The sequence below is a fragment of the Streptomyces sp. NPDC051907 genome (assembly GCF_040681075.1).
Lineage (GTDB): Bacteria > Actinomycetota > Actinomycetes > Streptomycetales > Streptomycetaceae > Streptomyces.
Window position 1 is genome coordinate 149,157 of the sequence record NZ_JBFAYB010000005.1, and the last position, 24,470, is coordinate 173,626.

The following is a 24,470-nucleotide window of genomic DNA, read 5'->3' on the forward strand; positions in this document are numbered from 1 at the left end:
CGCCAGGGACCCGAGCCCGACACCTCAGCCTCAGCCTCAGACCGGCCGGACCCGAGCCCGATGCCTCAGGCCAGCCGGACCACGGCCCGGGCCATGCCCAGCACCTTCTGGCCCGCGCTCATCGCCGTCAGGTCGACCCGCACGCGGTTGTCGTCCAGCTTGACCGCGACCTTGCCGCTGACCTCGACCAGCGCGCCCTTCTCGTCGTTCGGCACGACGACGGGCTTGGTGAAGCGGACGCCGTACTCGACCAGCGCACCCGGGTCGCCCACCCAGTCGGTGACCACACGGACCGCCTCGGCCATGGTGAACATGCCGTGGGCGATGACGTCGGGGAGCCCGACCTCGGTGGCGAACTTCTCGTTCCAGTGGATCGGGTTGAAGTCACCCGACGCGCCCGCGTACTGCACCAGTGTGGCGCGTGTCACGGGAAAGCTCTGCGCCGGCAGCTCGGCGCCGACCTCGACGTCGCTGTATGCGATCTTCGCGGTCATCCGTCACACCCCCTCGGCGGCGCGCGCCACCAGCTTCGTCCACGCGGTCACGACGTGCTCGCCGTTCTCGTCGTGCACCTCGCCCCGGATGTCCACGATGTCGTTGCCCGCAAGAGACTTGATGGCCTCGATGGTCGAGGTGACCGCCAGCCGGTCCCCCGCCCGCACCGGGCGCGTGTACGCGAACTTCTGGTCGCCGTGCACGACACGGTCGTAGTCCAGCCCCAGTTGCCGGTCCTGAATAACCTGCTCGGCCGCCTTGAAAGTGATCGCGAAAGCGAAAGTCGGCGGGGCGATCACATCGGCGTGGCCGAGCGCCTTGGCGGCTTCGGCGTCGGTGTACGCGGGATTGGCGTCGCCCACCGCCTCGGCGAACTCGCGGATCTTTTCCCGGCCCACCTCATAGGGCTCGGTGGGCGGATAGGAACGCCCCACGAAGGACTGGTCGAGCGCCATGGACTGGCTCCCTCCTGATGGATTGACCACATGGACCACATGGATCGGCGACAACACAAACGACACGAGGCCGCCCCCAGTGGGGACGGCCTCGTATACGAGCCTGTAACTAGCGCGTCTCGCGGTGCGCAGTGTGCGAGTTGCAGCGCGGGCAGTGCTTCTTCATCTCAAGACGGTCCGGGTTGTTACGCCGGTTCTTCTTGGTGATGTAGTTCCGCTCCTTGCACTCCACGCAGGCCAGCGTGATCTTCGGGCGGACGTCGGTGGCAGCCACGTGAGTGCTCCTTGGACGGACTATGGACGGATGAACGCATAAAAGAGTAGCCGATCGGAGGACCGACCCCACAATCGGCTACTGTGTGTAGCGGTGACCGGACTTGAACCGGTGACACAGCGATTATGAGCCGCTTGCTCTACCGACTGAGCTACACCGCTGAGATGTCTGGATCACCCCGCCCGAAGGCGAGGATCTCCGAACACCAGAGCCCCAATACGGAATCGAACCGTAGACCTTCTCCTTACCATGGAGACGCTCTGCCGACTGAGCTATTGGGGCGAGCGATGAAGACATTACACGGTCGGTCGCCGATCGCCCAAATCCGTTTCCCTGCCCCCCTGCCCGGCGTCCGAACCCCCTCGCCCCGGCCGGCTCGCTCCCGGTCCGCCGGCGTCTGACGCGGCCGCTCGCGGTCCGCCGCAGGCCGCCCCGGGTGCGGCGTGATCCATAGCCCTCCCGCAGGGGCGTGCGGGCCGGGCGGCGGCCTTGCGCCGTCATCGCCCCGCCCGTCTCGTACGCCACTGGTGGCCACACCGGTACGACTATTGCGCTCCTCCTCGAAGCGCGGTCTGACCGCCCCTAGGCTCGGTTCACGCTGTGTGATCTTGCCCCCTCGACCATGCCGGCTCCCCGCCCCCCGCCGGCCCGTCCGCCGCAATCCAGCCGGACCAGCCGCAGTCCCGCCGCACCACCGCACCACGCAGGAGCGCGATGCCCGACAGCCAGCCGCAGCCCCCCGACGGCGCCACCGCGGACACCACTGCGCTGCTGCTCTGCGGCGCCCGGCTCACGGACGGCCGCACCGTCGACGTGCGGCTCAGCGGCGGCCGGATCGAGGCGGTCGGCACAGCGGGCAGCCTGACCCCGTACTGCGCCCGTGTGGACCTGAGCGGCTATCTGCTGCTCCCCGCCCCGGCCGAGCCGCACGCCCACGGCGACACCGCGCTCACCGCGGACACCCCGGGCCCCGTCTCGTACGACTCCGAGGACGTCCAGCGGCGCGCCACCGAGGCCGCGCTGCTCCAGCTCGGCCATGGCGCGACGGCGATGCGCTCGCACGTGCGCATCGGGGACGTGCAGGGCCTCGGCCCGCTGGAGGCCGTGCTCCAGGCGCGCCGTTCGCTGCGCGGGCTGGCCGATCTGACCGCCGTCGCCGTGCCCCGGCTGCTCACGGGCGTCGCCGGGGCGGATGGGCTGGCGATGCTGCGGGACGCGGTGAAGATGGGCGCGGGCGTGGTGGGCGGCTGTCCGGACGCCGACCCCGATCCGGGCGGGTACGCGGAAGCGGTGCTGGAGGTCGCCTCCGAACACGGCTGCCCTGTCGATCTCCACACCCATGGCGACGATCCGGCCCGGCTCGCCCGGCTGGCCGCTATGGCGGGCGGGTTGCGGCCCGGGGTGACGATCGGGCCGTGCGCCGGGCTGACACGGCTGCCCCGGGAGACGGCCTCGCGCGCCGCCGACCAGCTCGCCGCGGCCGGGGTGACGGTGGTCTGCCTGCCGCAGGGCGGCTGCGAGGGCGTGGAGCAGCGCGGAAGCGCTCCGGTGCGGCTGCTGCGCTCGGCGGGGGTCCGCATCGCCGCAGGCAGCGGGGCGTTGCGGGACATGTCGAACCCCGTGGGCCGCGGGGACCCCCTGGAGGCGGCCTATCTGCTGGCCTCCCAGGGCGGGATGCGGGCCGAGGAGGCGTACGGCGCCGTGGCCGGGGCGGCCCGGGAGGCGATGGGGCTGCCCGAGGTGCGGGTGGAGGCGGGTTTTCCGGCGGAGCTGCTGGCCGTGCGGGGCGAGCGGGTCTCCCAGGTGCTCTCGCTCGCGTACAGCCGGATCGTCGTGCACCGGGGGCGGGTGGTGGCGCGGACCAGCGCGGTGCGCGAGTACTGCGACTCGGCGGCCGCCGTCGCGCTCGAACTGCCACGCCAGGGGCGGCCGGAGCGGCCCGAACGACCCGAGCGGCCGGACCACGGTCCGTGAGCGGGCGGGAGGGGCGCCGCGGGCGCTATGGAGGGCGCGGCCGGGGCCTGCGGAGTGCGGGTGTCGTCCATGGGCGGACCGGGGCCTTCGGACGTACCGTCGTAAGCATGCGCATTGTCATCGCTGGTGGACACGGTCAGATCGCGCTCCGTCTGGAACGGCTGCTCTCGGCGCACGGACACGAGGCCGTGGGCATCATCCGCAAGCCGGAGCAGGCCGACGACCTGCGTCAGGCGGGCGCCGAACCCGTCGTCCTGGATCTGGAGTCGGCCTCGGTGGAGGACGCCGCCGCGGTCCTGGGAGGCGCCGACGTCGCGGTCTTCGCGGCCGGCGCGGGCCCGGGCAGCGGGGTCGGCCGCAAGGACACCGTCGACCGGGGCGCCGCGGTCCTCTTCGCGGACGCCGCGGAACAGGCGGGCGTCCAGCGGTACATCGTCGTCTCGTCCATGGGCGCCGACCCGCAGCACGAGGGCGACGGAGTGTTCGACGCGTATCTGCGGGCGAAGGGCGCGGCCGACGCGTACGTGCGCTCCCTGTCGAGCCTCGACTGGACGATTCTGCGCCCCGGCGCGCTGACGGACGACCCGGGGACGGGTCTCGTGCACCTGAAGGCGTCCACCGGGCGCGGCTCGGTGACGCGCGACGACGTCGCGGCAGTGCTCGCGGACATCGTGGAGACGCCGGGGACGGCCGGTCTGACGCTGGAGCTCATCGGCGGGTCGGTGCCTGCGCCGGTCGCGGTGAAGGCTGTGGCGGGGAACTGACTGCGCCGGGGCGCCCGCTCCTGTGCGCCCCCCTCCGCGCCACGAGTCCCTCAGCGCGCGACCGATGAATTCGCTGCCCGTCCACGGTCCTTGAGGTCATGAGGAGACAGATGCCTGAGATCCAGCCCGCTGTGGTGAGGCGCGAGGAGCAGCTCTACGCCTTCATCCGGGGATCCGTACGGATGGACTCTTTCGAGGCCATCGCCGACCGGCTGCCGGAGCTGGTCGGCTGGCTGGCCGACCACGAGGTGGCGTTCGCCGACGCGCCGTTTTTCCGGTTCAACACCGTCGACATGCAGGGCGAGTCAGTGGTGGAGGCGGGCGTGCCGGTTGTCTCGGCGCCGGAGCCCGAGGGCGACATCGGCATCGCGATGCTGCCGGCGGGGCGGTACGCGACGCATACCCATGTCGGCCATCCCGACCAGCTGTTCGGAGTCATCACGGAGCTGCGGGCTTGGGCGGAGCGGGAGGGGCTGGAGTGGGACATGACCTACGTGGACGGGGTCGAGCACTGGGCCTGCCGCCTGGAGTCGTACAAGACCGACCCACGGCAGGAGCCTGACATGTCCAAGTGGGAGATCGAGCTGGCCTTCCGCCTGGCCGACTGAGGCCGCCGCCTCCCTGAACCGTCGTACGCAGGACCCGCCTGGCTGGAACAGCACGAGGGCTCGGTACCGGGACTCAGCACGACGGCTCGGTACCCGGACTGCGTACGACTCACGGTTCGCGGTACGAGGGCCCTGTCGCGCGCAGCGGCCTTCCGTCGGCTGCCCGCGCTCAGGCGGTCTGGACGACCTATGCCCAGACCGCCTGCTGGCCTCTCCGCTGATGCTTGCGGCGCCTATGGCGCGCGGACGGCTGACGGCTGACGGCGCTGTCGTCGAACACTCGCCACGATCGACCGAACGCGGGACCTCCCCGCCCCCGCCCGGTCCTGAGCCCGTCGCTCCCGCCACGCCGGCCACACCGGATACGCCAGATGCGCCGACGTCGTACGTCAGCTCCCAGGCCGTACGCCAGGCGCCACACGCAGCCCGGCCAGGAGATTCAGCCGCCGTCGACGTACGCGCGCGCCGCGACCATGACATCGCGGAAGCGGCCCTCGGCGATCACGGTGAGCGGGGCTTCGTCCTCGAGTTGAGGGTTCATGCCGATCAGCCATGCCCGCGCGGTGTAGAGACTCTCGGCGTCCTGAATGAGCTGGAAGACCTGCAGGGCAGCACGCAGCCGGTCCTCGGCGTCCTGACGCGGCGCCGAGTCGCCACACGCCCACTTGCCGACCTGCCGGGGATCGCTGATGTTCGTGATCCGCGCGGTCAGGCGTTGGCCGAGGTTGTCCTGCAGGAAGCGGGCGATGTCCGCGGTGGACATGCGCACGGTGGCGAGGTGAGCTCGCTCGGCGCTGGCCGCGCTCCTGGCGATCGCAGGGGTGTTGGCTGTGTTGGGCATGGCTTCGTCTCCCTCGTGTTCTGACTGCGCGCCAAAGGCACCGAAGCGGCGGTCGCGTGTCAGGCAACGGGTGCAGGCATGTGGGCCGCAGCCGATCGGCCCTGGCACGTGACTGACGCAGGCAGCGTGCGGGCTCGGTCGCCGCGAGTGGAAAGACGCTTCTGAGTGGGGTGATGGATCCGGGGGAAGCGCGACCTCTACGGACCCTGCAGGCGCTGAATGCAGCCTGTCGTCAGCACCGTTGCATGCCGGTCGAAGACGCGGATCCGGTGCAGGGCTGACTGAGAGGGTGCAGGCGGTGCAGAAGCTTGCCGGGACGCCGGCTGCGGGGCGGACTCGCCTGCGAGGCTGCTCCAGGCGGTGTGAGTATGACCACTGGCCTGGGGATGCGTTGTAAGTGGCAGCTGATTGCTTCCATCATTCCTCCTCAGTAGTTCGGTGAGTTAAGGCTACCCACAATCCACCTCTAACTCCACCGTCTTTGCGCAATTTGTTGGCGCTTGAGTGAGTGTCAAGATGCCTGTTACATACCGCTGTTGGGGCTCTGACGTGCACTTTCCATGACGCCTGGGGGTCCTGGTCGTCATGTGGCCGATGCGTAATTCCTTCGTTCGGGCTACCGCGATTACGGTGGTTTCCAGATGGGCAGAAGGAGGCATAGCCGTGCTGTTCGCCGAGCCCCGGTCTCAGCGGATCGTGAGTCCGTACCCAGAGGCGACGGTGCGCAGGCCCTCCGTCTCGGGCCAGATGGGCTGGCGCTCGACCTCCTCAAGGTCGACGTCGCTGAAGACGGCCCAGCACTGCCGCATCGCGAAGCGGGAGCGGTAGGCGATCCCATGGATCAGACGGTCCTGCTCCGCCGTCCGCTGGGCTATTGCCCAGGCGGAGATCTGCCGGGTCACCCGGCGGTCGGGACCCCGGACGTGCTCCGGGGCCAGCGCGTCGACGTCCAGGCACTCGAGCTCCGCCTTGAGCTCCTGGGTCAGCGTGCGCAGCGTGTGGTCGTCGTCGACGTCGAGGAACCGCGCTTCCTTGGCGGGCTGGAGCCGCACCAGCGCGTGCCGGGTGCGCCAGTCCTGGGGGAGGTCGCCCGGCGGCATGTAGTAGGGCTCATGCCAGTCGTCGCCGATGATGGCCCGCAGCGCCGGATCCACCCGGAAGGGCGCCAGCGCCTCCGCGAAGCAGCCGTCCAACTCGGAGGCGCAGTACAGCGTTCCGTAGCTGACGAGGCTCCACCGGTTGCCTCCCGAGCGACTGTCGTCCTCCGGGCTGATCTGGTTGTACTTGAGCGGATCCTTCGCCTTGCCCAGACGCCACAGCCCTCGTTCGGGCGCCGGGATGAGGCGTACGTCTAACGGGGTGCCCTCGCTCATGCGCCACTCCTTACTCCGGCGGTCACAGGCAGGTGCGCCCGCCGGTCTCGCGTGTCGCCCGCCTCGCGTGCCACAGAGCCGGGCAGGCGCGACAGGCGGTGTCCTCCGTTGTGTGCAGCTCTCCTGTCCCGGATCAGCGGCAGGCGCTGGGCGCACGTCGGCGCGTCCGGCTCACAGAGCTGAACGATCATTCTCTGACGCCTGGCGTATGAAAAAGGCTTTCTTGCGGATTCCATCAGGGGCGCACGAAGGATTTGAGGGGGCGCACACGCGCTCCTGGCCGGCTACAGGTCCTCCAGGCCCAGTTCGAGGACGGCGACGCCGGCTTCTCCGGCCAGAGCGAGGACGACGCGGCCCGGGCGCTGGTCGCTCAGCCGGGCCGACAGCGCGCGGACGCGGCTGCCGGTCGCCAGCTGCAGGACGCACGTCGACGACGCGGCGTCCCAGAACCGGATGGTGCCGTCCCGGGCCGCGCTGGCGACGTACGAGCGAGGGTCGTCGTCGTCCGTCGACCACGTCGCGACGGCTTCGACGGGCGCGGTGTGCCCCAGCAGCGGCTCGCCCATCGGCACGGCCTCGGACAGGTTCCACAGGCGCAGCGCTCCCGTGTCTCCGCCGCTGGCGAGGAACGGGGGCAGCGAGGGCGGCAGCGCGTTGATCGCGATGGCGTTGACGCATCCCTGGAGGCAGGGGAACTCCGCGGCCGGGGCGCCGTCGTCGGGACTCCACAGGCGTACGGTCCCGTCGGCGCTGCCGGAGGCGAGCCAGTTTCCGCCGCGGCCGTCGGGAGCCGCGGCCACGGTCCGTACGCCGAAGGAGTGCCGCCACTGCCGCAGCGCCAGACCGCGGTCCAGGTCCCACAGCCGGACGGTGTGGTCGTCGCCGCCGCTGACGGCGAGGCGCCGCCCGTCGGCGTCCGTGGTCGAGGCGATGGCGCGCACCGGCAGACAGTGGCCGACGAGGGCCGTGTCGGCCGCCGCGCCGTGCTCGGGGTCCCAGCCGCGGATGCTGTGGTCGGCGGCGGCCCACAGCAGCAGCCGCCGGCTCCCGGGCGCGGACGGCGCCCAGGCGAGGGCGGAGGCGGGGTGCTGGGGAGCGGTGCTGAAGGCCGCGGCGGGCGTACGCGCGCCGGGGGCGCACGCCTGGGGCGTACGGCCGCTGGCGTCCCACGCCTGGACCTGCCCGGTGGTGTAGCCGACGGCCAGGCAGGGCGCGGCGGCCGGGACGTCGGCGAGTACCGCCGCGAGTGCGGCCGGAGCGCTGTCGGCACCCTGCAACGCCCGACGGACGGCCTGGGCGTCCCATAGCCGCACGGTGTTGTCGCGGGCGGTGGAGACGAGGCGTACGGGGGGCGGGGAGGGTGTCGGGGGCGGGGAGGGTGTCGGGGACGCGGAGGGTGTCGGGGGCCCGGAGGGCGGGGAGGGGCTCGGGGGCCCGGAGGGGGTGCCGGGATCTGTGGGGCCGGCGGAGCCTGCGGGACTTGCAGGATCGGCGGAACCTGCGGGACCAGCAGGACCGGCGGGACCTGCCGAACCGGTGGGGCTTGCCGAACCGGCGGGGCTTGCCGAACCGGCGGGACCGGTGGGACCTACGGGACCTTCGAGACCGCCGGAGCCTGTCGAACCTGCCGACAAGGCGTGCAGCGCAGTGACGCTGTCCGTGTGGCCGGTGAGCCGGCCCGACCACTGCCCTGAGCCGATGTCCCATAGCTCGATCGTCGCCCCCGGCCCCGCCGCGGCCAGCAGGTCCATGCCGTCGACGCGCAGGGCGGCCAGGGCGGTGACGGGCTCTCCGTCGCCGCGGAAGGCGGCTCGTACTCCCGTCGCCGTGTCCCACACCGTGATGGAGCCGTCGGCGTGGCCTGAGGCGACGCAGCCGGGGACCGTCGTGGCGATCAGGACCCGGACCGCGTGCTCGACGGGGTACGCGTTCAGCAACTCATGGTCCGCGGCGCTCCACACGTTCACCGTGGCGCCGGCGCCGACGAGGAGGCGCCGGCCGTCGGAGTCGACGGTGAGGGCGAGGGCGAACGCGGCCGGGTCGCGCGGGTGCACGGGCAGGGCGGCCAGGGCGCGCTCCCCCGCCTGCTCCCGCCATAGCGTCATCGCGCCTTCTCCGTTGACCGCCACCACGGCCAGGCGCCCCTCGTCGGTGCGGTAGCCCACGATGTCGGAGGTCCAGGTGTTGCCCCTGGGCCTCATGTGGTCGACCAGGGTGCCCTGGCCGGTGTCCCAGATCCGTACGGCGCCGTCGGTGCTGCCCGAGACGAGGTCACCGCCGCCGTCCGGGCGGGGGACGAAGGCCAGGCAGCGAACGGCACCCTCGTGGGCGGGAATCCGGTCTCCGACGGCGGCGCCCGTCGTGGCGTCGAGAAGTTCGATGCTCCCCGCCTCGTTGCCCACCGCCAGCAGCGGGGAGCCGTCCGGCTTCGACGCCTTGGCGAGGGACAGGCTGGGGCGCAGCAGCGTGGCCAGGACGTTGTACGGGGGCGCCCACTGGGACCAGAGCACCCGCAGCCGGGAGCCCGCGAACGTCGCCGCTTGCCGCGGCAGTTCCGCGTACGGCGCGCCCGGATAGTGCAGGGCGGTGTAGGCCAGATGCAGGCTGGAGCACCGGGAGGGGAGATCGGCCTGCTGCACATAGGGCTCGACGGCCGCCCACGCCGTCAGCCACTCCGTACGCCCTCGCTGGTCGTGCGGCTGGCCGAGCAGTCCCCGCACGCCGTCGCCCGTCGCCCACGGCAGGAGGCCGGGGGGCACATGGTCGTCGTCCAGGACGCCGCCGAGCGCGGCGTGCCGGGCCAGATGCCGGCCCAGGTACGGGTGCGGGGCCGTCAGACCGTCCGTTCCGGCCAGTCGGGCCAGGGCGGCGGCGATGCGGGCGTGGTCGTCCTGGTGGGTCAGTCTCTCGCCGGTGTCCTGGTCTCTATGGTTCGCCGGTTCCCCCCGGTCGTCCTGGTCCCTATGGTTCGCCGGTTCCCCCCGGTCGTCCTGGTCCCTATGGTTCGCCGGTTCCCCCCGGTCGTCCTGGTCTCTATGGTTCGCCGGTTCCCCGCGGGCGCCCTGGTGGGGCTGTTCCCCCCGGGCGTCCCGGCCCCTCTGCTCCCCTTGACTCCCCTGTTCCCCTTGGCCCCTCTGTTCCCCCTGGTCCCCGTGCCCGTGGCCCTCGGGTGCGTGCGCGTCTTCCGCGTTCGCCGCGGCCGCCGATTCCGGATCATCCGGATTCATCCGTCGGTTCCCCCACCTCGTACGGCCGTTGCGGCCACCGGCGCAGCATGGCTGCGAGCTGCTCATGAGCCGGCCGGTACACCACGCGGTCATCTTCGCTGTCATGGGTGAGATACCCAGCCAGCCTGCTCCCCAGAAGCCGCCGGATCTTCTCGTCCGCGTGATCGATGGGCGCCTCCAGGAGCCCCTCGGCCACGGCCGGCCAGATCTGCGCCCAGGGAATCCCCCGGCCCAGCCCGAACGCGGTGGCGCGCAGCAGGGCCACCGCCTCGTCCCTGTTCAGCCCCTCGTCCGTGACGTGGTCGAGGTCCTGTTCGAAGAGGCCCACCGTGCCCCGGTCGAGCTGCGCCAGCCAGCTCGGGTCGTCCAGCAGGGCCGATCCGCCGCTGCGGCGCAGCTGTTCGGCGGCCAGGCGTGCGTCGAGGAACGACCGGCCCACCCGCGGCGCCACGCGCTGCGCCGCCAGCTCGGCCGTGGCCGGGTCGGCGCCCCAGGGCGCGCCGGCCAGCAGGGCGGTCACATAGGCGGCGATGTCCGCCTGCACCCCGTCGCCGTCGGTGCGCACCACCCGCGCCCTGGGGAAGGCGAGCTGCAACTCCGCCAGCAGCTCTCCCGGTCGGGCGGCGACGGTGGACTCCGGGTCGCCCGGGCTGCTGCTGCGTACGCCCAGGAGCAGCCGGAGCCCTCGTCGGGCGGTCTGCTCGGCGGGAGCGGCCGGGGCGGGGCCGGCGCCCTGGGCGGGGATGGCGCCGGGGCCCGCGCCGGCTGGCTCGCCCGCATAGGCGGCGAGAGGCGCGAGAACGTCGCGGATGCAGGCAGCGGGGTCGGTCGACTCGTCGAGGCTGTCGACGACGACGGTGACGGTCACGGTGTCCGCGTCCCCGGCACCGTCCTCGCCCGGGTGTGGGCGTGGGTATGGGCCCGCGTAGGTGTCCGGGTAGGGGCCCGGGTACGTAGTCGGGTCGCCGTCCCTGTCCGTCTCGGAGTCCACATCCGTGCACGAGTCCGCGTACGCCTCGGTGCACGAGTCCGCGTACGCGTCGGTGCACGAGTCGGTGTAAGCGTCTGCCTGACGGGGCGTCGTCGTGAAGAACCTCCGCAGCCCCTCCTGCCACTGCCGCAGCGCGTCCGCCGCCGGCCGGGAGCGGTCCTGTTCGCAGCCCAGTCGGCTGCCGATGGCCTCGATCAGGCTCAACGGCCCCCGGTTGCGGGCCGATACCGCGACCTGGACGGCCCCCTCGTCCGGAACGCTCTCCGCCGGCGACCGGCGCACCGCCTCCGCGTACCGGGGGGACGCCCTGAAGACCGGGTCGCTGAGGGTCACGACCCGCCCCAGCACGGCGGACTTCCCGCTGGCGGCCGTCCCCGTCACGATCTGGACCCCGGCCGGGCCCTCGACGAAACGGGCCAGCTGCCGGTTGAGCTCCTGGCGGCCGGAGAAGTACCAGCCGGGATCGTCGTCGCTGGCGCGGCCGCTCGCGCGGTCCAGCCAGTACTCCAGCTCCTCGTGCGTTGCGGCGACCTCTTCCCGGGCCTCGGTGACGACCTGCGGCTGCGGCCGGTAGCCGGGGTTGGGGAGCGTGGGCGCCGGCGCGCTCAGCCTGGCCTGGAGCACCGGCCGGGGACCGGGCAGCGACATGCCGCGGTCCGCGTTGAGGCGTTCGGTGGCCTGCTCCAGGGCCTGGACGAACTCGGAGATCGACAGATGGGGGCGGGTGATGCCCGCCGCCTCCTGCAGCCACTCGAACGCTCCGCGCAGGACGAGGGCGAACTCGCGGCCCAGCACCGGGGAGCGGTTCGCCGTGGTCGCCACGACGTTCAAGGTGCCGTCCGCGGTGCGCCCCCGTGCGAGGTCGCGGGCGAGCGCCCGCAGCTCCACGTCGACGCCTTCCGCCTCACAGGTGTTGACGATCACCAGAACGTGGCGGGCCCGTGAGTCGAGTGCGGCGACGACGACGTCGTTGGTCGGCATGCCCGTGGCGAGCAGCCGGTCGCGGTCGGTCTCCGGGAGGAGGAGGAAGTGCCTGCCCGACGTGCCGACGGCGCCGTGGGAGGTGATGTACACGACCAGCGGCTCGTCCTCGCCCGCCTCCCGGATGCCGGAGGTGTGCAGGAACCGCTCCACGTCGTGGCGCTCCTCCGGCGCCCGCAGAACGGTCTGGACGAACCCCTGCCCGGGCGCGGGCCCGCCGTGCCACCACGAGGTCACGACCGAGAGCTGCTCCTCGATGGCTTTGGCGAACTCCGGGTCGCCGTCCTCCACCGTCACGATGACCAGCGAACCGGGGCCGTCGGCGCCCTCGCTCTCGCCGCGCGCCGCCGACCGCGCCCGCCCGGCTAAGCCAATCTCCCCGTAGTCCCGGTACTCCCCGTGCATGTTCTCTATTGTTCACAGCCATGAATCTCCGCAGGACAGATCGTACGAAGTCCGCTTCCGCCGTGGCGGAGACGACCGCCGACGTGACCCAGGACGCGGTCGTCATCGTCCCCGGCATCATGGGCAGCGAGCTCTACGACACCGTGGCCGAGAAGACGGTCTGGGGCTTATCCGGTGTGGCATGGCTGCTCAAGGCGTGGACCCGCCCCCACGGGCTGGAGCCGCTGCGTCTGACGCCCCGCGAACTGGAGGGCGAGACGGGCCGCATCAAGCCCACCCAGCTGATGCGGCACTCCTCCTGGACCCCCTACCTTCAGGGCTTCGAGCCCTACACCGATCTGATCGCCACCGCCCGCGGCTGCGTCGCCGACCCGGCAGCCGTCCTGGAGTTCCCGTACGACTGGCGTCTGCCCGTCTCCGTCAACGGCCGCCTGCTGGCCGAGGCGGCCCGCCGCCACCTGTCCGCCTGGCGAGCGCACCCCGCCCACGACGAAGCGCGCCGCAGCCGCGTCGACGAACGCCCCGCGCGCCTCGTCTTCGTCGCCCACTCCATGGGAGGCCTCGTCGCCCAGGCCGCCCTCGACGGCACGCACGACAGCGACCTGGCCGAGGACACCCGTGCGGTCCTCACGCTGGGCACGCCCTTCTACGGGGCGGTGAAGGCGGCCGCGATCCTCAACTCCGGGCGCGGCGCCCCCGTTCCCCTCCCCCACCGGCAGCTGCGGTCGATCTCCGCCACCATGCCGGGGCTGCACGACCTCCTGCCGCGGTACACCTGCGTGCTCGACGGCGACGACATGCGCCACCTCGCTCCCGGCGATGTGAGCGGCATCGGCGGCAACGCCGAACTGGCCCAGGCGGCGGCCGACTTCCACCGCAAGCAGGCCCATGTCACGCTGCCCGGCCACCGGGCCGTGGCGGGCGCCAACCAGGCGACCCTGCAGAGCCTGACCATCCGCGACGGCGTCGTGGCGCCGCACCACCACGGCGCCCGCCAGCACAGCGACGGCGCGTTCATCCGCGACCCGCGCGGCCGCCTGAAGCTGTACGACGTGAAGGGCGACGGCACTGTCTACAAGGAGTCGGCGGCGGTCGGCCCCGCCGTCACACCGCTCCCGCTCCAGCACGGAGCCCTCGCCTCCGACCCCGTGGCGCTGAAGGCGGTCGCGGAGATGCTGCGCGACGACGAACACCTCGGCCCGCCCCAGGGCGCACCCGGCTGCGGCCTGAACGTCCCCGACCTCGTCGAGGCGGGCGCCCCGTGGACCATCACGCTCGGCGGCGTGGACTCCCTGGCGGGCGTCCAGTGCGAGGTCGCGGACGTGGCGGGCTCGGACGTCCAGTCGCCGAAGCTGGGCTGGGGCGACGGCGAGATCATGGCCAGGGCAACCGTGAACGCCCCCGGCCTGTACCGAGTCACCGTGCGCACCATCGACGCCCACACGATCACCCAGCTGGTGTTGGCGAGCGACCCGAGAGAGAGCGGGGGCGACACGGACTGACGGCGGACGCGGGGTGGTCGGTTGCAGGCGATCAGCGGTCAGACTGGGCGGTCGGCCGTGCGATCAAACGTGGGCGATCAAACGTGGGCGATCAGACGTGGGCGATCAGCGCGTACCTCTCGTCGGCGACGGGGCCGCCCCACAGCTCGGGGTCGCCGCTGAGCGGCTCGATGCGGAGGCCGGCGACAAGGGGACGGACGGATTCGGCCAGGTCAGCGGCCGATATACCGCCGTGCCAGGGCAGCGATTCGGCTCCGGCGACGTACGGCACGCCCTTCTGCCCGGACTCCCGCCACCGGCCCTCGACCAGTACCAGCCTGCCTCCGGGGCGCAGCCGGGCGACCCACTCGCCGAGCGCGGCCTGGGGGTGGGGCAGCGTCCAGAGCAGGTGCCGGGAGAGGAGGACGTCGAATCGCTCCTCGCCGGTCGGCGGGACGGCGGCGTCGCCGACGAGGAACCGGCCGGGGAGGCCCGCGGCCGTGTGCCTGGCCCTGGCCTGCTCGACCATCTGCGGCGCCAGGTCCACACCGGTGACCCGGTGCCCGGCCTCGGCCAGCAGCAGCGACAGCGATCCGGTGCCGCACCCGACGTCGAGGACATCGGCCGGCCCGACGGGCGCCCAGCCCGTCAGGCGCCGGGCCCACGCGGCGCGGGTGGGCTCCTGACGCAGCCCGTGGTCAGGCTCGCGGTCGAACGCCGGCGCGGCGGCGTCCCAGTACTCGGTGATGGCCTGAGTGGGATCGGACATGGGATCGATCCTGCCAGCCGCCACTGACAACGCCCCCGACCAGGGAGAACGGCGGACTGCTCGCGTACCTCCCCCCTGCGCCTGCCAGGCTCGCGACCGAGTCCGCCTGGGAGTTATGCGCGTGAACCGGCTGCCCGGACCTGGCAACCGTGACGGCTGGAGCCGCGAACCATTCGCGTGATGGCGTTATGTGACGGTGAGTCCGATCGCATTCCGCTCCGGTCCCTGCGCAGTCACGGGCTCGGGAGGGGGATGGCTGTCACTGGATCGTCCGACGGGCCCTCTATGGCTGGGCGTTCAACGTCAAGCGGCGGGACGAGGCACTCTCCTCCGACGTGATAGCCATCCTCACGTGGATCAAGCGTAAGTCGGTTCCGATGGGAGGCTCCTGAGCGGGTGGAAGAGGAGCTGGACCCAGCATGCGTTCCGAACCCAACTCCCGCCGCCGCCCTCTTGGCCGACGTCCGGGGGCAAGGAACCCGAGGACGTCACCTGAGGCGTTCTTCGGCTGCCTCTGCTACGCCGCGTCTAGCCTGCTGAGACGGTTTGGGCTCAAGCTGAGGGACTGCGAACTGCCCCAGCGAGGATGGGGCATGCTGCGACTGCACGAGAGCCGAGCACGCTCGGGAACGGCATGGACGGACAGTGGCGAAGCTCACGACCAACGAGGGCTCAAGCACGGCTCGCGCAAAGCCGTGCGGTACGTACCAGTGCCGCCGGAGCTGGTTGCTTGCTGCGCCGGCAGCTCATCCGGTTCGGCACGGCGCCCGACGGTCGTCTCTTCCGTACGGCACGCGGAGGATGGTGCGGGAAGGCGGCTACGGCGAGGCCTGGGCCCGCGCCCGAGCGGACGTGCTCACCCTTGGTGCGCCGGCGTCGCTTTTCATGGCGCTCTATCCATGACTCGCCTACGCGCTCCGAACACACTCATAGCGACTCTTTCACCACACCGGAGTCGGAGCCACTATGAGGCAACGAGAGTTCTACGTCAGCTCTCCATCTACGCGCGGCTGACGAACAAGGATCGCCGGTCTCTGGTTTGGAAGTACGACTGGGTCAGATTCACCGTCGAGATGAATGATTAGCGCATCCATGACCTCTGCCAGAGTGTGAGGCTCATACTTCATGGCCGTTCTGACATCAATCAGAAGCGCACGGAGCTCCGAGTCCCCCACATCCCCCGCGAGACGAATAAGATCGTCCAAATCGACGAGATCTGGTTCGTCTGCTTGGAATGCTCCAATGACAGCATCGCCATGCGTCAGGCTCCCTAGAATTCCATGCAGCGGAGACGAGGACGCCATCACTGCTTCGGCCCTTGAGATATCTGACCACTCGATGCGCCTAGACAGTCGCCCTGGTAACCGTCTAAGCCATGCCATGACTTGCCGCCGAGCGGCCAACATGTCCGGGCCGAGCACTAATCGCCCGGCCACGATTTCTCGTGCCACGCCACCTGTAGCAACCGCCGCGCCGACCCCCAGGGAGTCCAGCCAGTTGTCCGTGAAGAGGAGATCCGAGGTGAGGCCTGCTACGGTGCCGGCTACCAGCGCCTGAAGCCATGCTCGCCAGTGCGCATGCCTCTCGCGAACCTCGCGATCGGGAATCTCGCCGAGTACAACACCCGCCATACGGTAGCGGGCGTTGTTCTGGCCTTCCGGGCGACGAGACTCCCTGAGCAGCCCCCGAACCTCGTTCGCCACGGCGACGGCGAAGATCTCCGCTCGTTGCACAGGGTCAGGGTAGCCAACCCTGTCCAATGCAGCCTGAGCCTCGTTGGTGTGCATCGCATGTGCGACCCACTCGTACAGACGCTCCATGAATGTTGAATGGGATGGACCGTCATGCCGGGGAAACCGAATCCCGCGGCTAACCTTTTCACGCGTCCACCTACCGACACGCTTCGTGAACCCAGAAGCAGACTCAGTCGGCAGATCCGTCCGTTCAAGAATTTCACAGATCTCGTCTGCAGCTTCGCCGATCTTCTCGGAAACGAGCTGGTTTTCTCTATTGAGCACACGCACTACGGATTCCCGCCGCAGATACTTCAGCCACTCACGCTCGTCGTGAATTATCTTAGCCGCGTGCATTACGCGATACATGCGACTTACATCACCAGGTCCGGCGCCCATTTGCCCCCCAAGACAGAACAGGCCAGCAATGTAGCGGCCTGCAAGATACCCGCACAACGCGACAAATGTTCGCCAGACAACTCTTCGCCCGGGGAACCCGGCGAAAAGCGCGAGACGCGATCTTGAACTGCCACAACGTGCGTGCAGTCGTCCTGCGGGAAGGTCGAACGATCAAGACGTAGGCGAGTGCAGCGTCCGGGGCGGGGCGACACTCGAGCCTGGGCCGCCTGGGGGCGGTAGCGGCCGCCCACGTCTCGTCCACAACACCTGGCAGAAGGTGCGGGAGAACGAGACGGCGACCACTGCCGGCGAGAACAACGACGATGGCCCCTGATCTGCGTTTCCGCAGATCAGGGGCCATCGTTTTCGCGTGGCGGCGCCAGGATTCGAACCTGGGTAGGCTAAGCCGACGGATTTACAGTCCGTTCCCATTGGCCACTCGGGCACACCGCCATGGGATGTCGCCTCGAAGTCGACCGCTGTGGGGCGGTGCTCCGTGGCAACGACGTAAACGATACCTGATGCCCAGGGGTGCTCCGCCACCGGATTGATCAGCCCTCCGGGCGGGTGCGGGTGGCTAGGCTTGCCCGTGCGGTCCGGGGACCCCGGCCGCGCCTCCACGCACCCGATACAAGGAGCCACAGGACATGGCCGACTCCAGTTTCGACATCGTCTCGAAGGTAGAGCGGCAGGAGGTCGACAACGCCCTCAACCAGGCCGCGAAGGAGATCTCCCAGCGCTACGACTTCAAGAACGTCGGGGCTTCGATCGCCTGGTCCGGCGAGAAGATCCTTATGCAGGCGAACTCCGAGGACCGCGTCAACGCGATCCTCGACGTCTTCCAGACCAAGCTGGTCAAGCGCGGGATCTCGCTGAAGGCGCTGGACGCGGGCGAGCCGCAGCTGTCCGGCAAGGAGTACAAGATCTTCGCCTCGATCGAGGAGGGCATCTCCCAGGAGAACGCCAAGAAGGTCGCGAAGGTCATCCGCGACGAGGGCCCCAAGGGCGTCAAGGCCCAGGTCCAGGGCGACGAGCTGCGCGTCACCTCGAAGAGCCGGGACGACCTGCAGGCCGTGCAGGCGCTGCTCAAGGGGCAGGACTTCGAATTCGCGCTGCAGTTCGTGAACTACCGCTGAGCGCGGCGGGGCGCGGAGCGAGCGACGGCTCGACCGGGGGCGGAGCAGCCTTGCCGCTCCGCCCCCGGCCCGTGCCAGGGCCGGCGGGCCCCGGGCATGACGTCCGAATTCCGCCAGCCTCGCAGCGGCACGGGTCGCAGACTCGTAGGTGCACGCACCGCGAGGAAAGGAACAGGCCATGAGCGCCACGACGGTCTACGCGACCATCGACAGCCCGCTGGGCGACTTGCTGCTGGTGGGTCAGGAGTCCGCCACGGCGAACGGCGGCACCGCGCTCGCCTCCCTCTCGCTTCCCGGCCAGAAGGGCGCCGCTGCCGTCCAGGACGAGTGGCGGCACGAGCCGGCGGCCTTCGAGGAGATCGGGCGGCAGCTCGCCGCGTACTTCGCGGGCCGTCTGACGCGCTTCGAGATCGAGTACGCCGACGGCGGCACCGCCTTCCAGCGGCGGGTCTGGCAGGCGCTGGAGGAGATCCCCTACGGGGAGACGGCGACGTACGGCGAGATCGCCGAGCGGGTCGGCACGTCGGCCGTGGGCGTGCGCGCCGTGGGAACCGCGATCGGGCGCAATCCGCTGCTCGTGGTCCGGCCGTGCCATCGGGTGATCGGGGCTGACGGGGCTCTTCGGGGATACGCGGGCGGGCTGGAGCGCAAGGAGCGGCTCCTCGGGCTCGAGGGCGCGCTGGCGTCGTGAGCGGCGACGCCCTGTTTCCGAGGGAGCGAACGGTCGTCGCTCCCGGCGCGGTGCACGTGCCGGGCTGGCTGCCCGTTGAGCGGCAGCGGGAACTGGTCGAGGCCTGCCGCTCCTGGGCGCGTGGTCCCGTCCCGATCCGGCACACCATGCTGCCGGGCGGCGGGGTGATGTCCGTGCAGACCGTGTGCGTGGGCTGGCACTGGCAGCCGTACCGGTACACCCGCACCGCGGACGATGTGAACGGCGAGCGGGTCGCCGAGTTCCCTCAGTGGCTGGTGGAGTTGGGGCGCTCGGCGCTGGCCGAGGCCTACGGAGAGCGTCCGGACCTCTCCGGCGAGCACGCCCAGGAGCACTCCCCGTACTCCCCCGGCACCGTGCCGTACTCCCCCGACACCGCACTGATCAACTTCTATGACAGCGCGGCGAGGATGGGGATGCACCAGGACAAGGAGGAGCGGTCAGGCGCTCCGGTGGTGTCGCTGAGCATCGGCGACACCTGTGTCTTCCGGTTCGGGAACACCGAGACACGGGGCCGGCCGTACACGGACGTGGAGCTGGTCTCCGGTGACCTGTTCGTCTTCGGAGGGCCCTCGCGCTTCGCCTTCCACGGAGTGCCGAAGGTGTGTCCGGGCACGGCGGACCCGGCGACGGGGATGAGCGGCGGTCGGCTGAACATCACGCTGCGGGAGACGGGGCTCCCGGGCTGAAGCCCTGACACCCCGAGACCGCCTGGGGCCTCGCGCCGGACTCGCCCGCTGCCCGGCTCGGTCCGGGCCGGTTCGGGCCGACCCGGTCCCGGGCCTAGCGCGAGCGCGAGTTGCCGAACAGGATGCGGTAGGCGATCAGCAGGACGAGCGAGCCGCCGATCGCCGCAGCCCACGTGGCCCCGTCGTAGAAATCGTTGGATATCGGCCGGTCCAGATAGCGGGCCGAGATCCATCCGCCGGTGAACGCGCCGGCGATGCCGATGACGGTCGTTCCGATCAGCCCGCCCGGGTCGCGGCCCGGGAGCAGGATCTTGGCGATGACCCCGGCCAGGAGCCCGAGGACGATCCAGCTGATGATGCCCATGCCGTGAACCTGCCTTTCGTGCTGTGGTGTCCGGTAGGACGCGGGTGGATGGGGGCGCGGTTGCGGTGATCGTTAGCGTGCGGCGCAGGACACAGCGGCGGCTGCGGACGTGCGCGGGACGATCGGCTTCTCGTCGTTCGAAGTGCTGGTGTCGTGCTGGTGTCCTACACAATCGCCAACGCCTCGGCGTGGAGCTCGAGTTCCAGACCGGCTGGCTGCCACCCGTTCGAGCGATCGCCGCCTGCGGGCTGACGGGCTGCCTCGCCCCGGCCTTCGGGGGCTAGGAGAGCCCTGGCGTCACCGGGTGGCGAACGGCTGGTCGGTCGGCACGATCTCCCTGCCCAGCGGCAGCAGAGCGATGGGGATCATCTTGAAGTTGGCGATGCCGAAGGGGATGCCGATGATCGTGATGCAGAGCGCGACGCCCGTCACGATGTGGGCCAGGGCGAGCCACCAGCCCGCGAGGATCAGCCAGATGACGTTGCCCACGCAGGACGGCGCCCCCGCGTCATGGCGTTCGACCGTCGTATAGCCGAAGGGCCACAGGGCGTAGACGCCGATGCGGAACGCCGCGATGCCGAACGGGATGCCGATGATCGTGATGCACAGGAGAAGGCCGGCGACCAGGTAGCTCAGGAAGAGCCAGAAGCCGCTCAGGACCAGCCATATGACGTTCAGGATTGTCCTCATGGGCGGTGACCTGCCATCTGCTCGAGTCGGGAGATACGTTCCGCCATCGGCGGGTGGGTCGAGAACATCTTGGAGAGTCCCTGGCCTGGACGGAAGGGGTTCGCGATCATCATGTGGCTCGCGGTCTCGATCCGCGGCTCGGGCGGCAGCGGCAACTGCTTCGTCCCGGCCTCCAGTTTGCGCAGGGCGCTCGCCAGGGCGAGCGGGTCGCCGGTCAGCTGCGCGCCCGAGGCGTCGGCCTCGTACTCGCGGGAGCGGCTGACCGCCAGTTGGATGACGCTCGCCGCCAGCGGCCCCAGGATCATGAGCAGCAGCATTCCGAGGAGACCGGGGCCCTCGTCGTCGTCGGAGCGGCCGATGGGGATCAGCCAGGCGAAGTTCACCAGGAACATCACCACCGAGGCCAGCGCGCCGGCGACGGATGAGATCAGGATGTCTCGGTTGTAGACGTGGCTCAACTCGTGGCCGATGACTCCGCGCAGCTCGCGCTCGTCGAGGATCCGCAGGATGCCCTCGGTGCAGCACACCGCGGCGTTGCGCGGGTTGCGGCCGGTGGCGAAGGCGTTGGGGGCCTGTGTGGGCGAGATGTACAGGCGGGGCATCGGCTGGCGGGCGGCTGTGGAGAGTTCACGCACGATGCGGTAGAGCACGGGGGCCTCGAACTCGCTCACCGGGCGGGCCCGCATAGCGCGCAGGGCCAGCTTGTCGCTGTTCCAGTAGGCGTACGCGTTCGTGCCGAGCGCCACGACGAGCGCGACGATCAGGCCCGTACGGCCGAAGAAGCTGCCGATGACGATGATGATCGCGGACAGTCCCCCGAGGAGAACTGCGGTCTTCAGCCCGTTGTGCCGGCGGTGCACGGTACGCCCTCCAAATGGTGCGGCAGGGGAACCCTTTGCGTGGTGGTGCTCCACTCACCAGTGGACCCTTCTGTACAGGTCAACGCGAGGCGAGGGACCCTAGTTCCCTTGTGCGCTCGGCCACGGGCTGGGCCGTTCGGGTGGCGGTCAGAACAGAGTGCTCGCCGCGAAGCGCAGGATCAGCTGGGGATAGCCGGACAGGAGGACGCCGATGGCCGCGGTCAGGGCGATGGCCGCGGTGATCGGGGCGGGGGCGCGCCGGGGCGCCGGCTCGCCCGCTCCGGCGGCTTCCTCGGCGCCCTCGGGGGCGCGGAAGAGGACCGCTGTCCACTTCAGGTAGTAGTAGAGCGCGATCACGACGTTCACGGCCATGACGACGGCCAGCCAGCCCAGGCCCGCGTCCACGGCCGAGGAGAAGACGGTCACCTTGGCGAAGAGGCCGATGATGCCGGGCGGCAGGCCGGCCAGGCAGAGCAGGAAGAACGCCATAGCGAGCGCGGTGAGCGGACGGGCAGCGTACAGACCGCGGTAGTCGGAGATCCGGTTCAGCGGCTTCGTACGGGCGACGAGCGCGGCCACGGCGAAGGCGCCGAGGTTCACGACGGCGTACATCAGGGCGTACGCGACGGTCGCGCCGATCTGGTCGTCGCTGGAGTACGCGGCGGCGGCGATCGGCACCAGGAGGTAGCCGGCCTGGGCCACCGAGGACCAGGCGAGCAGGCGGACCGCGCTCCACGCGCGCGTGGCCGACTGCCGCAGGGCCGCGACGTTGCCCGCCGTCATGGTCAGACCCGCGAGGACGGCGATCGCCGGGCCCCAGACGTCCGCGTACGCGGGGAAGGCGATGACGGTCACCAGGATGAGGCCGGAGAAGCCGACCGCCTTGCCGACGACGGAGAGGTACGCGGCGATGGGAAGCGGCGCGCCCACATAGGTGTCGGGAACCCAGAAGTGGAAGGGGACGGCGGCCGTCTTGAAGGCGAAGCCGACCAGGGTCAGCGCGACGCCCGCCTTGGCCAGGACGTCGAGCTGCGCGGGAACGCTGTCGAGCTCGGCGGCGATCTGAGTCAGGTGCATGCTGCCGGTCGCGGCGTACACGAAGCTGACGCCGAGCAGCATCACGGCGGTCGCGGCGACCGAGGAGAGGAAGAACTTCAGGGCCGCCTCGCTGGAGAGCCGGTCGCCGCGCCGCAGTCCGACGAGCGCGAAGGCGGGCAGCGAGGCGACCTCGAGGGCGACCACCAGGGTGGCGAGGTCGCGGGAGGCGGGCAGCAGCGCGGCGCCGGCCGCTGAGGAGAGCAGCAGGAACCAGAATTCCCCTGCGGGGAGGTTCTTCTGGGTGTCGTTCAGCGAGAGCAGGGCCGTCAGGAGCGCGCCGCCGAGCACCAGGAACTGGATGACCAGCGTGAAGTGGTCGGCGGTATAGCTGCACGCCTCGGCGTCCGTGGTGAGGCAGAAGGTCGACCGGTCGCCCTTGCGCTGCGGCACCAGCGTGATGAGCGCGGCGACGAGACCGGCGATGGCGAGCGCGCCCAGGAGGCGCTTGTCGCGCTCCGGCACGAAGAGGTCGGCCACCAGGACGACCACGGCGACGACCGCGGTGATGGTCGGCGGCGCGATCGCGAGCCAGTCGACGGACTGGACGAGGCTGGCGACGCTGTCGGCTGCCACGGTCACGACTTGCCTCCTGCGAGGAGCTTCTGCACGGCCGGGTCGGTGAGGCCGAGGAGGACCGCGGGCCACAGTCCGGCGAGGACGGTGAGGGCGACGAGCGGGGTCCAGGCGACGAATTCGTACGTCTGGACGTCGGCGAGCTGCGGCGCTCCCTCCGCGGGCCGCGCGCCCATGCAGACGCGGCGCACGACGACGAGGAGGTACGCGGCGGTCAGCAGCGTGCCGAACGCGCCGATCGACATGAAGACGAGGAACGCGGGACGGCTCAGCCCCTCCGCCGGGTCGAACGCGCCGAACAGCGCGAGCATCTCGCCCCAGAAGCCGGCCAGGCCCGGCAGGCCGAGCGAGGCGACGGCGGCGAAGGCGAGCAGGCCGCCGAGCCGGGGGGCGCGGCCGTAGAGCGCCGCGCCCGTCGCCCCGGCGAGGGTGTCGAGGTCGGCGGTGCCGTAGCGGTCCTTGAGCGCTCCGACGAGGAAGAAGAGGAGGCCGGTGATCAGACCGTGGGCGATGTTGGCGAAGAGCGCGCCGTTGACGCCGGTGGGCGTCATGGTCGCGATGCCGAGCAGGACGAATCCCATGTGGCCCACGGAGGAGTACGCGATCAGGCGCTTCAGATCGCCGCCCGCGCCCTGCTTGGCGAGGGCCAGGCAGGCCAGGGATCCGTAGATGACGCCGGCGACGGCGAAGGCGGCGAGGTACGGCGCGAAGGTCTGCATGCCGTCGGGCGCGATGGGCAGGACGATACGGACGAACCCGTACGTTCCCATCTTCAGCAGCACGCCGGCCAGCAGGACCGAGCCGACGGTCGGGGCGGCGGTGTGGGCGTCCGGGAGCCAGCTGTGCAGCGGCCACATCGGGGTCTTCACAGCGAGGCCGAGACCGATTGCCAGAACGGCGATGACCTGCACGGATGTGGTCAGGTCCCGGCCGTTGTCAGTGGCGAGTGCCACCATGTCGAATGTGCCGGCCTTCAGACCGATGAGGAGCAGGCCGAGCAGCATGACGACTGAGCCGAGCAGCGTGTAGAGGATGAACCTCCAGGCGGCGGGACCCCGCTCCTCGCCGCCCCAGCGGGCGATGAGGAAGTACATCGGGATGAGGACCATCTCGAAGGCCAGGAAGAAGAGCAGCAGGTCGAGGACGGCGAAGGTCGCGAGGGTGCCGGACTCGAGGACGAGCAGCAGGGCGACGAAAGCCTTCGGGGACGGGCCCGCGGGCATCTTGAAGTAGCTGTACAGCGCGCACAGGAAGGTCAGCAGCGCGGTCAGGACCAGAAGGGGGAGGGAAATGCCGTCGACGCCGAGGTGGATGCGCACGTCGAGTGCGGGGATCCACTTGATGTCTGTGGTGGCCTGCATCTTCGACGGTTGGTCGTGGTCGAAGCCGGCGGCCAGCACGATCGTGGCCAGCAGGATCGCGCCGGTGACGGTCACGCCGTGGCGCAGGACCGCCTGGTCCGGGCTCGTGCCCCGCAGCCCGGGCGGGGCGGGCAGCAGCGCGGCGGCGGCGCCGAGGAGCGGGACGACGACGATGAACGCGAGAAGGAACTGCATCACGGACGCGCTGATATCGATCACG

The 24,470-nt window shown here is 70.7% G+C and carries 21 protein-coding genes and 3 tRNA genes; 7 read left to right on the forward strand and 17 right to left on the reverse strand.

The window, feature by feature from the left end; translation table 11 throughout:
• Positions 1–65: 65 nt before the first annotated feature.
• The 5 genes from AB0M39_RS05545 to AB0M39_RS05565 form a co-directional block, all read right to left on the reverse strand.
• Positions 66–494: a MaoC family dehydratase gene (locus AB0M39_RS05545; protein WP_365360442.1), complete on the reverse strand. Its 429-nt coding sequence runs from the start codon at positions 492–494 to the stop codon at positions 66–68.
• A gap of 3 nt (positions 495–497) precedes the next feature.
• Entirely contained in the window at positions 498–950 is a 453-nt protein-coding gene (locus AB0M39_RS05550; protein WP_365360444.1) for a MaoC family dehydratase N-terminal domain-containing protein, read from the reverse strand.
• A 109-nt stretch (positions 951–1,059) separates the two neighbouring features.
• Positions 1,060–1,224, reverse strand: a complete 165-nt coding sequence (rpmG, locus tag AB0M39_RS05555; RefSeq protein WP_003956487.1) for a 50S ribosomal protein L33 — start codon at positions 1,222–1,224, stop codon at positions 1,060–1,062.
• A gap of 88 nt (positions 1,225–1,312) precedes the next feature.
• A tRNA-Met gene (locus AB0M39_RS05560) sits at positions 1,313–1,385 on the reverse strand.
• 48 nt (positions 1,386–1,433) lie between these two features.
• Positions 1,434–1,506 (reverse strand) — tRNA-Thr (locus AB0M39_RS05565).
• Between the two features lie 432 nt (positions 1,507–1,938).
• Between AB0M39_RS05565 and AB0M39_RS05570 the strand changes: the two genes are divergently transcribed.
• From AB0M39_RS05570 to AB0M39_RS05580, 3 genes are all read left to right on the forward strand, one after another.
• Positions 1,939–3,198: an amidohydrolase family protein gene (locus AB0M39_RS05570; protein ID WP_365360446.1), complete on the forward strand. Its 1,260-nt coding sequence runs from the start codon at positions 1,939–1,941 to the stop codon at positions 3,196–3,198.
• Between the two features lie 107 nt (positions 3,199–3,305).
• Positions 3,306–3,962, forward strand: a complete 657-nt coding sequence (locus AB0M39_RS05575) for an SDR family oxidoreductase (RefSeq protein ID WP_365360448.1) — start codon at positions 3,306–3,308, stop codon at positions 3,960–3,962.
• A 110-nt stretch (positions 3,963–4,072) separates the two neighbouring features.
• Positions 4,073–4,570 carry a GyrI-like domain-containing protein gene (locus tag AB0M39_RS05580; RefSeq protein WP_365360450.1) on the forward strand — a complete coding sequence of 166 codons (498 nt, stop codon included), beginning with the start codon at positions 4,073–4,075 and terminating at the stop codon, positions 4,568–4,570.
• A 439-nt stretch (positions 4,571–5,009) separates the two neighbouring features.
• Here AB0M39_RS05580 and AB0M39_RS05585 read toward each other — a convergent pair whose 3' ends face one another.
• The 4 genes from AB0M39_RS05585 to AB0M39_RS05600 form a co-directional block, all read right to left on the reverse strand.
• On the reverse strand, positions 5,010–5,411 hold the full coding sequence (locus tag AB0M39_RS05585) for an XRE family transcriptional regulator (RefSeq protein ID WP_365360452.1): 402 nt from the start codon (positions 5,409–5,411) through the stop codon (positions 5,010–5,012).
• A 686-nt stretch (positions 5,412–6,097) separates the two neighbouring features.
• A complete protein-coding gene (locus tag AB0M39_RS05590) occupies positions 6,098–6,784 on the reverse strand; it encodes an RES family NAD+ phosphorylase (protein WP_365360454.1) in 687 nt (228 codons plus the stop codon).
• A gap of 284 nt (positions 6,785–7,068) precedes the next feature.
• Positions 7,069–10,011, reverse strand: a complete 2,943-nt coding sequence (locus AB0M39_RS05595; protein ID WP_365360456.1) for a hypothetical protein — start codon at positions 10,009–10,011, stop codon at positions 7,069–7,071.
• Entirely contained in the window at positions 9,998–12,388 is a 2,391-nt protein-coding gene (locus AB0M39_RS05600) for a hypothetical protein (protein WP_365360458.1), read from the reverse strand. The genes AB0M39_RS05595 and AB0M39_RS05600 overlap by 14 nt, the downstream gene beginning before the upstream one ends.
• A 62-nt stretch (positions 12,389–12,450) precedes the next feature.
• Between AB0M39_RS05600 and AB0M39_RS05605 the strand changes: the two genes are divergently transcribed.
• Complete coding sequence (locus AB0M39_RS05605; RefSeq protein ID WP_365360460.1) at positions 12,451–13,890, forward strand: hypothetical protein; 1,440 nt, start codon at positions 12,451–12,453, stop codon at positions 13,888–13,890.
• 91 nt (positions 13,891–13,981) lie between these two features.
• On the opposite strand, the gene AB0M39_RS05610 is transcribed toward AB0M39_RS05605, so the two are convergent.
• From AB0M39_RS05610 to AB0M39_RS05620, 3 genes are all read right to left on the reverse strand, one after another.
• Positions 13,982–14,638, reverse strand: coding sequence for a class I SAM-dependent methyltransferase (locus tag AB0M39_RS05610; RefSeq protein ID WP_365360462.1), 657 nt, complete (start codon positions 14,636–14,638; stop codon positions 13,982–13,984).
• Positions 14,639–15,621: 983 nt separating this feature from the next.
• Positions 15,622–16,728, reverse strand: a complete 1,107-nt coding sequence (locus tag AB0M39_RS05615) for a hypothetical protein (protein WP_365360464.1) — start codon at positions 16,726–16,728, stop codon at positions 15,622–15,624.
• Between the two features lie 413 nt (positions 16,729–17,141).
• Positions 17,142–17,223 (reverse strand) — tRNA-Tyr (locus tag AB0M39_RS05620).
• Positions 17,224–17,417: 194 nt separating this feature from the next.
• Between AB0M39_RS05620 and AB0M39_RS05625 the strand changes: the two genes are divergently transcribed.
• The 3 genes from AB0M39_RS05625 (at position 17,418) to AB0M39_RS05635 (ending at position 19,304) form a co-directional block, all read left to right on the forward strand.
• Positions 17,418–17,906 carry a YajQ family cyclic di-GMP-binding protein gene (locus AB0M39_RS05625; protein WP_365360466.1) on the forward strand — a complete coding sequence of 163 codons (489 nt, stop codon included), beginning with the start codon at positions 17,418–17,420 and terminating at the stop codon, positions 17,904–17,906.
• 178 nt (positions 17,907–18,084) lie between these two features.
• A complete protein-coding gene (locus tag AB0M39_RS05630; RefSeq protein ID WP_365360468.1) occupies positions 18,085–18,597 on the forward strand; it encodes a methylated-DNA--[protein]-cysteine S-methyltransferase in 513 nt (170 codons plus the stop codon).
• Entirely contained in the window at positions 18,594–19,304 is a 711-nt protein-coding gene (locus AB0M39_RS05635; protein ID WP_365360470.1) for an alpha-ketoglutarate-dependent dioxygenase AlkB, read from the forward strand. The genes AB0M39_RS05630 and AB0M39_RS05635 overlap by 4 nt, the downstream gene beginning before the upstream one ends.
• A gap of 94 nt (positions 19,305–19,398) precedes the next feature.
• On the opposite strand, the gene AB0M39_RS05640 is transcribed toward AB0M39_RS05635, so the two are convergent.
• The 5 genes from AB0M39_RS05640 to AB0M39_RS05660 all read right to left on the reverse strand — a co-directional run bounded on the left by AB0M39_RS05640 (position 19,399) and on the right by AB0M39_RS05660 (position 24,445).
• Positions 19,399–19,668, reverse strand: a complete 270-nt coding sequence (locus AB0M39_RS05640; protein WP_365360472.1) for a GlsB/YeaQ/YmgE family stress response membrane protein — start codon at positions 19,666–19,668, stop codon at positions 19,399–19,401.
• Positions 19,669–19,965: 297 nt separating this feature from the next.
• Positions 19,966–20,358 carry a YccF domain-containing protein gene (locus AB0M39_RS05645; protein WP_365360474.1) on the reverse strand — a complete coding sequence of 131 codons (393 nt, stop codon included), beginning with the start codon at positions 20,356–20,358 and terminating at the stop codon, positions 19,966–19,968.
• Complete coding sequence (htpX, locus tag AB0M39_RS05650) at positions 20,355–21,218, reverse strand: zinc metalloprotease HtpX (RefSeq protein ID WP_365360476.1); 864 nt, start codon at positions 21,216–21,218, stop codon at positions 20,355–20,357. The genes AB0M39_RS05645 and htpX overlap by 4 nt, the downstream gene beginning before the upstream one ends.
• 147 nt (positions 21,219–21,365) lie before the next feature.
• A complete protein-coding gene (locus AB0M39_RS05655) occupies positions 21,366–22,895 on the reverse strand; it encodes an NADH-quinone oxidoreductase subunit N (RefSeq protein WP_365360478.1) in 1,530 nt (509 codons plus the stop codon).
• Positions 22,892–24,445 (reverse strand): NADH-quinone oxidoreductase subunit M, encoded by a 1,554-nt coding sequence (locus AB0M39_RS05660; protein WP_365360533.1) that lies wholly within the window; start codon positions 24,443–24,445, stop codon positions 22,892–22,894. Before AB0M39_RS05660 ends, AB0M39_RS05655 begins: the two co-directional genes overlap by 4 nt.
• Between the last annotated feature and the right edge of the window lie 25 nt (positions 24,446–24,470).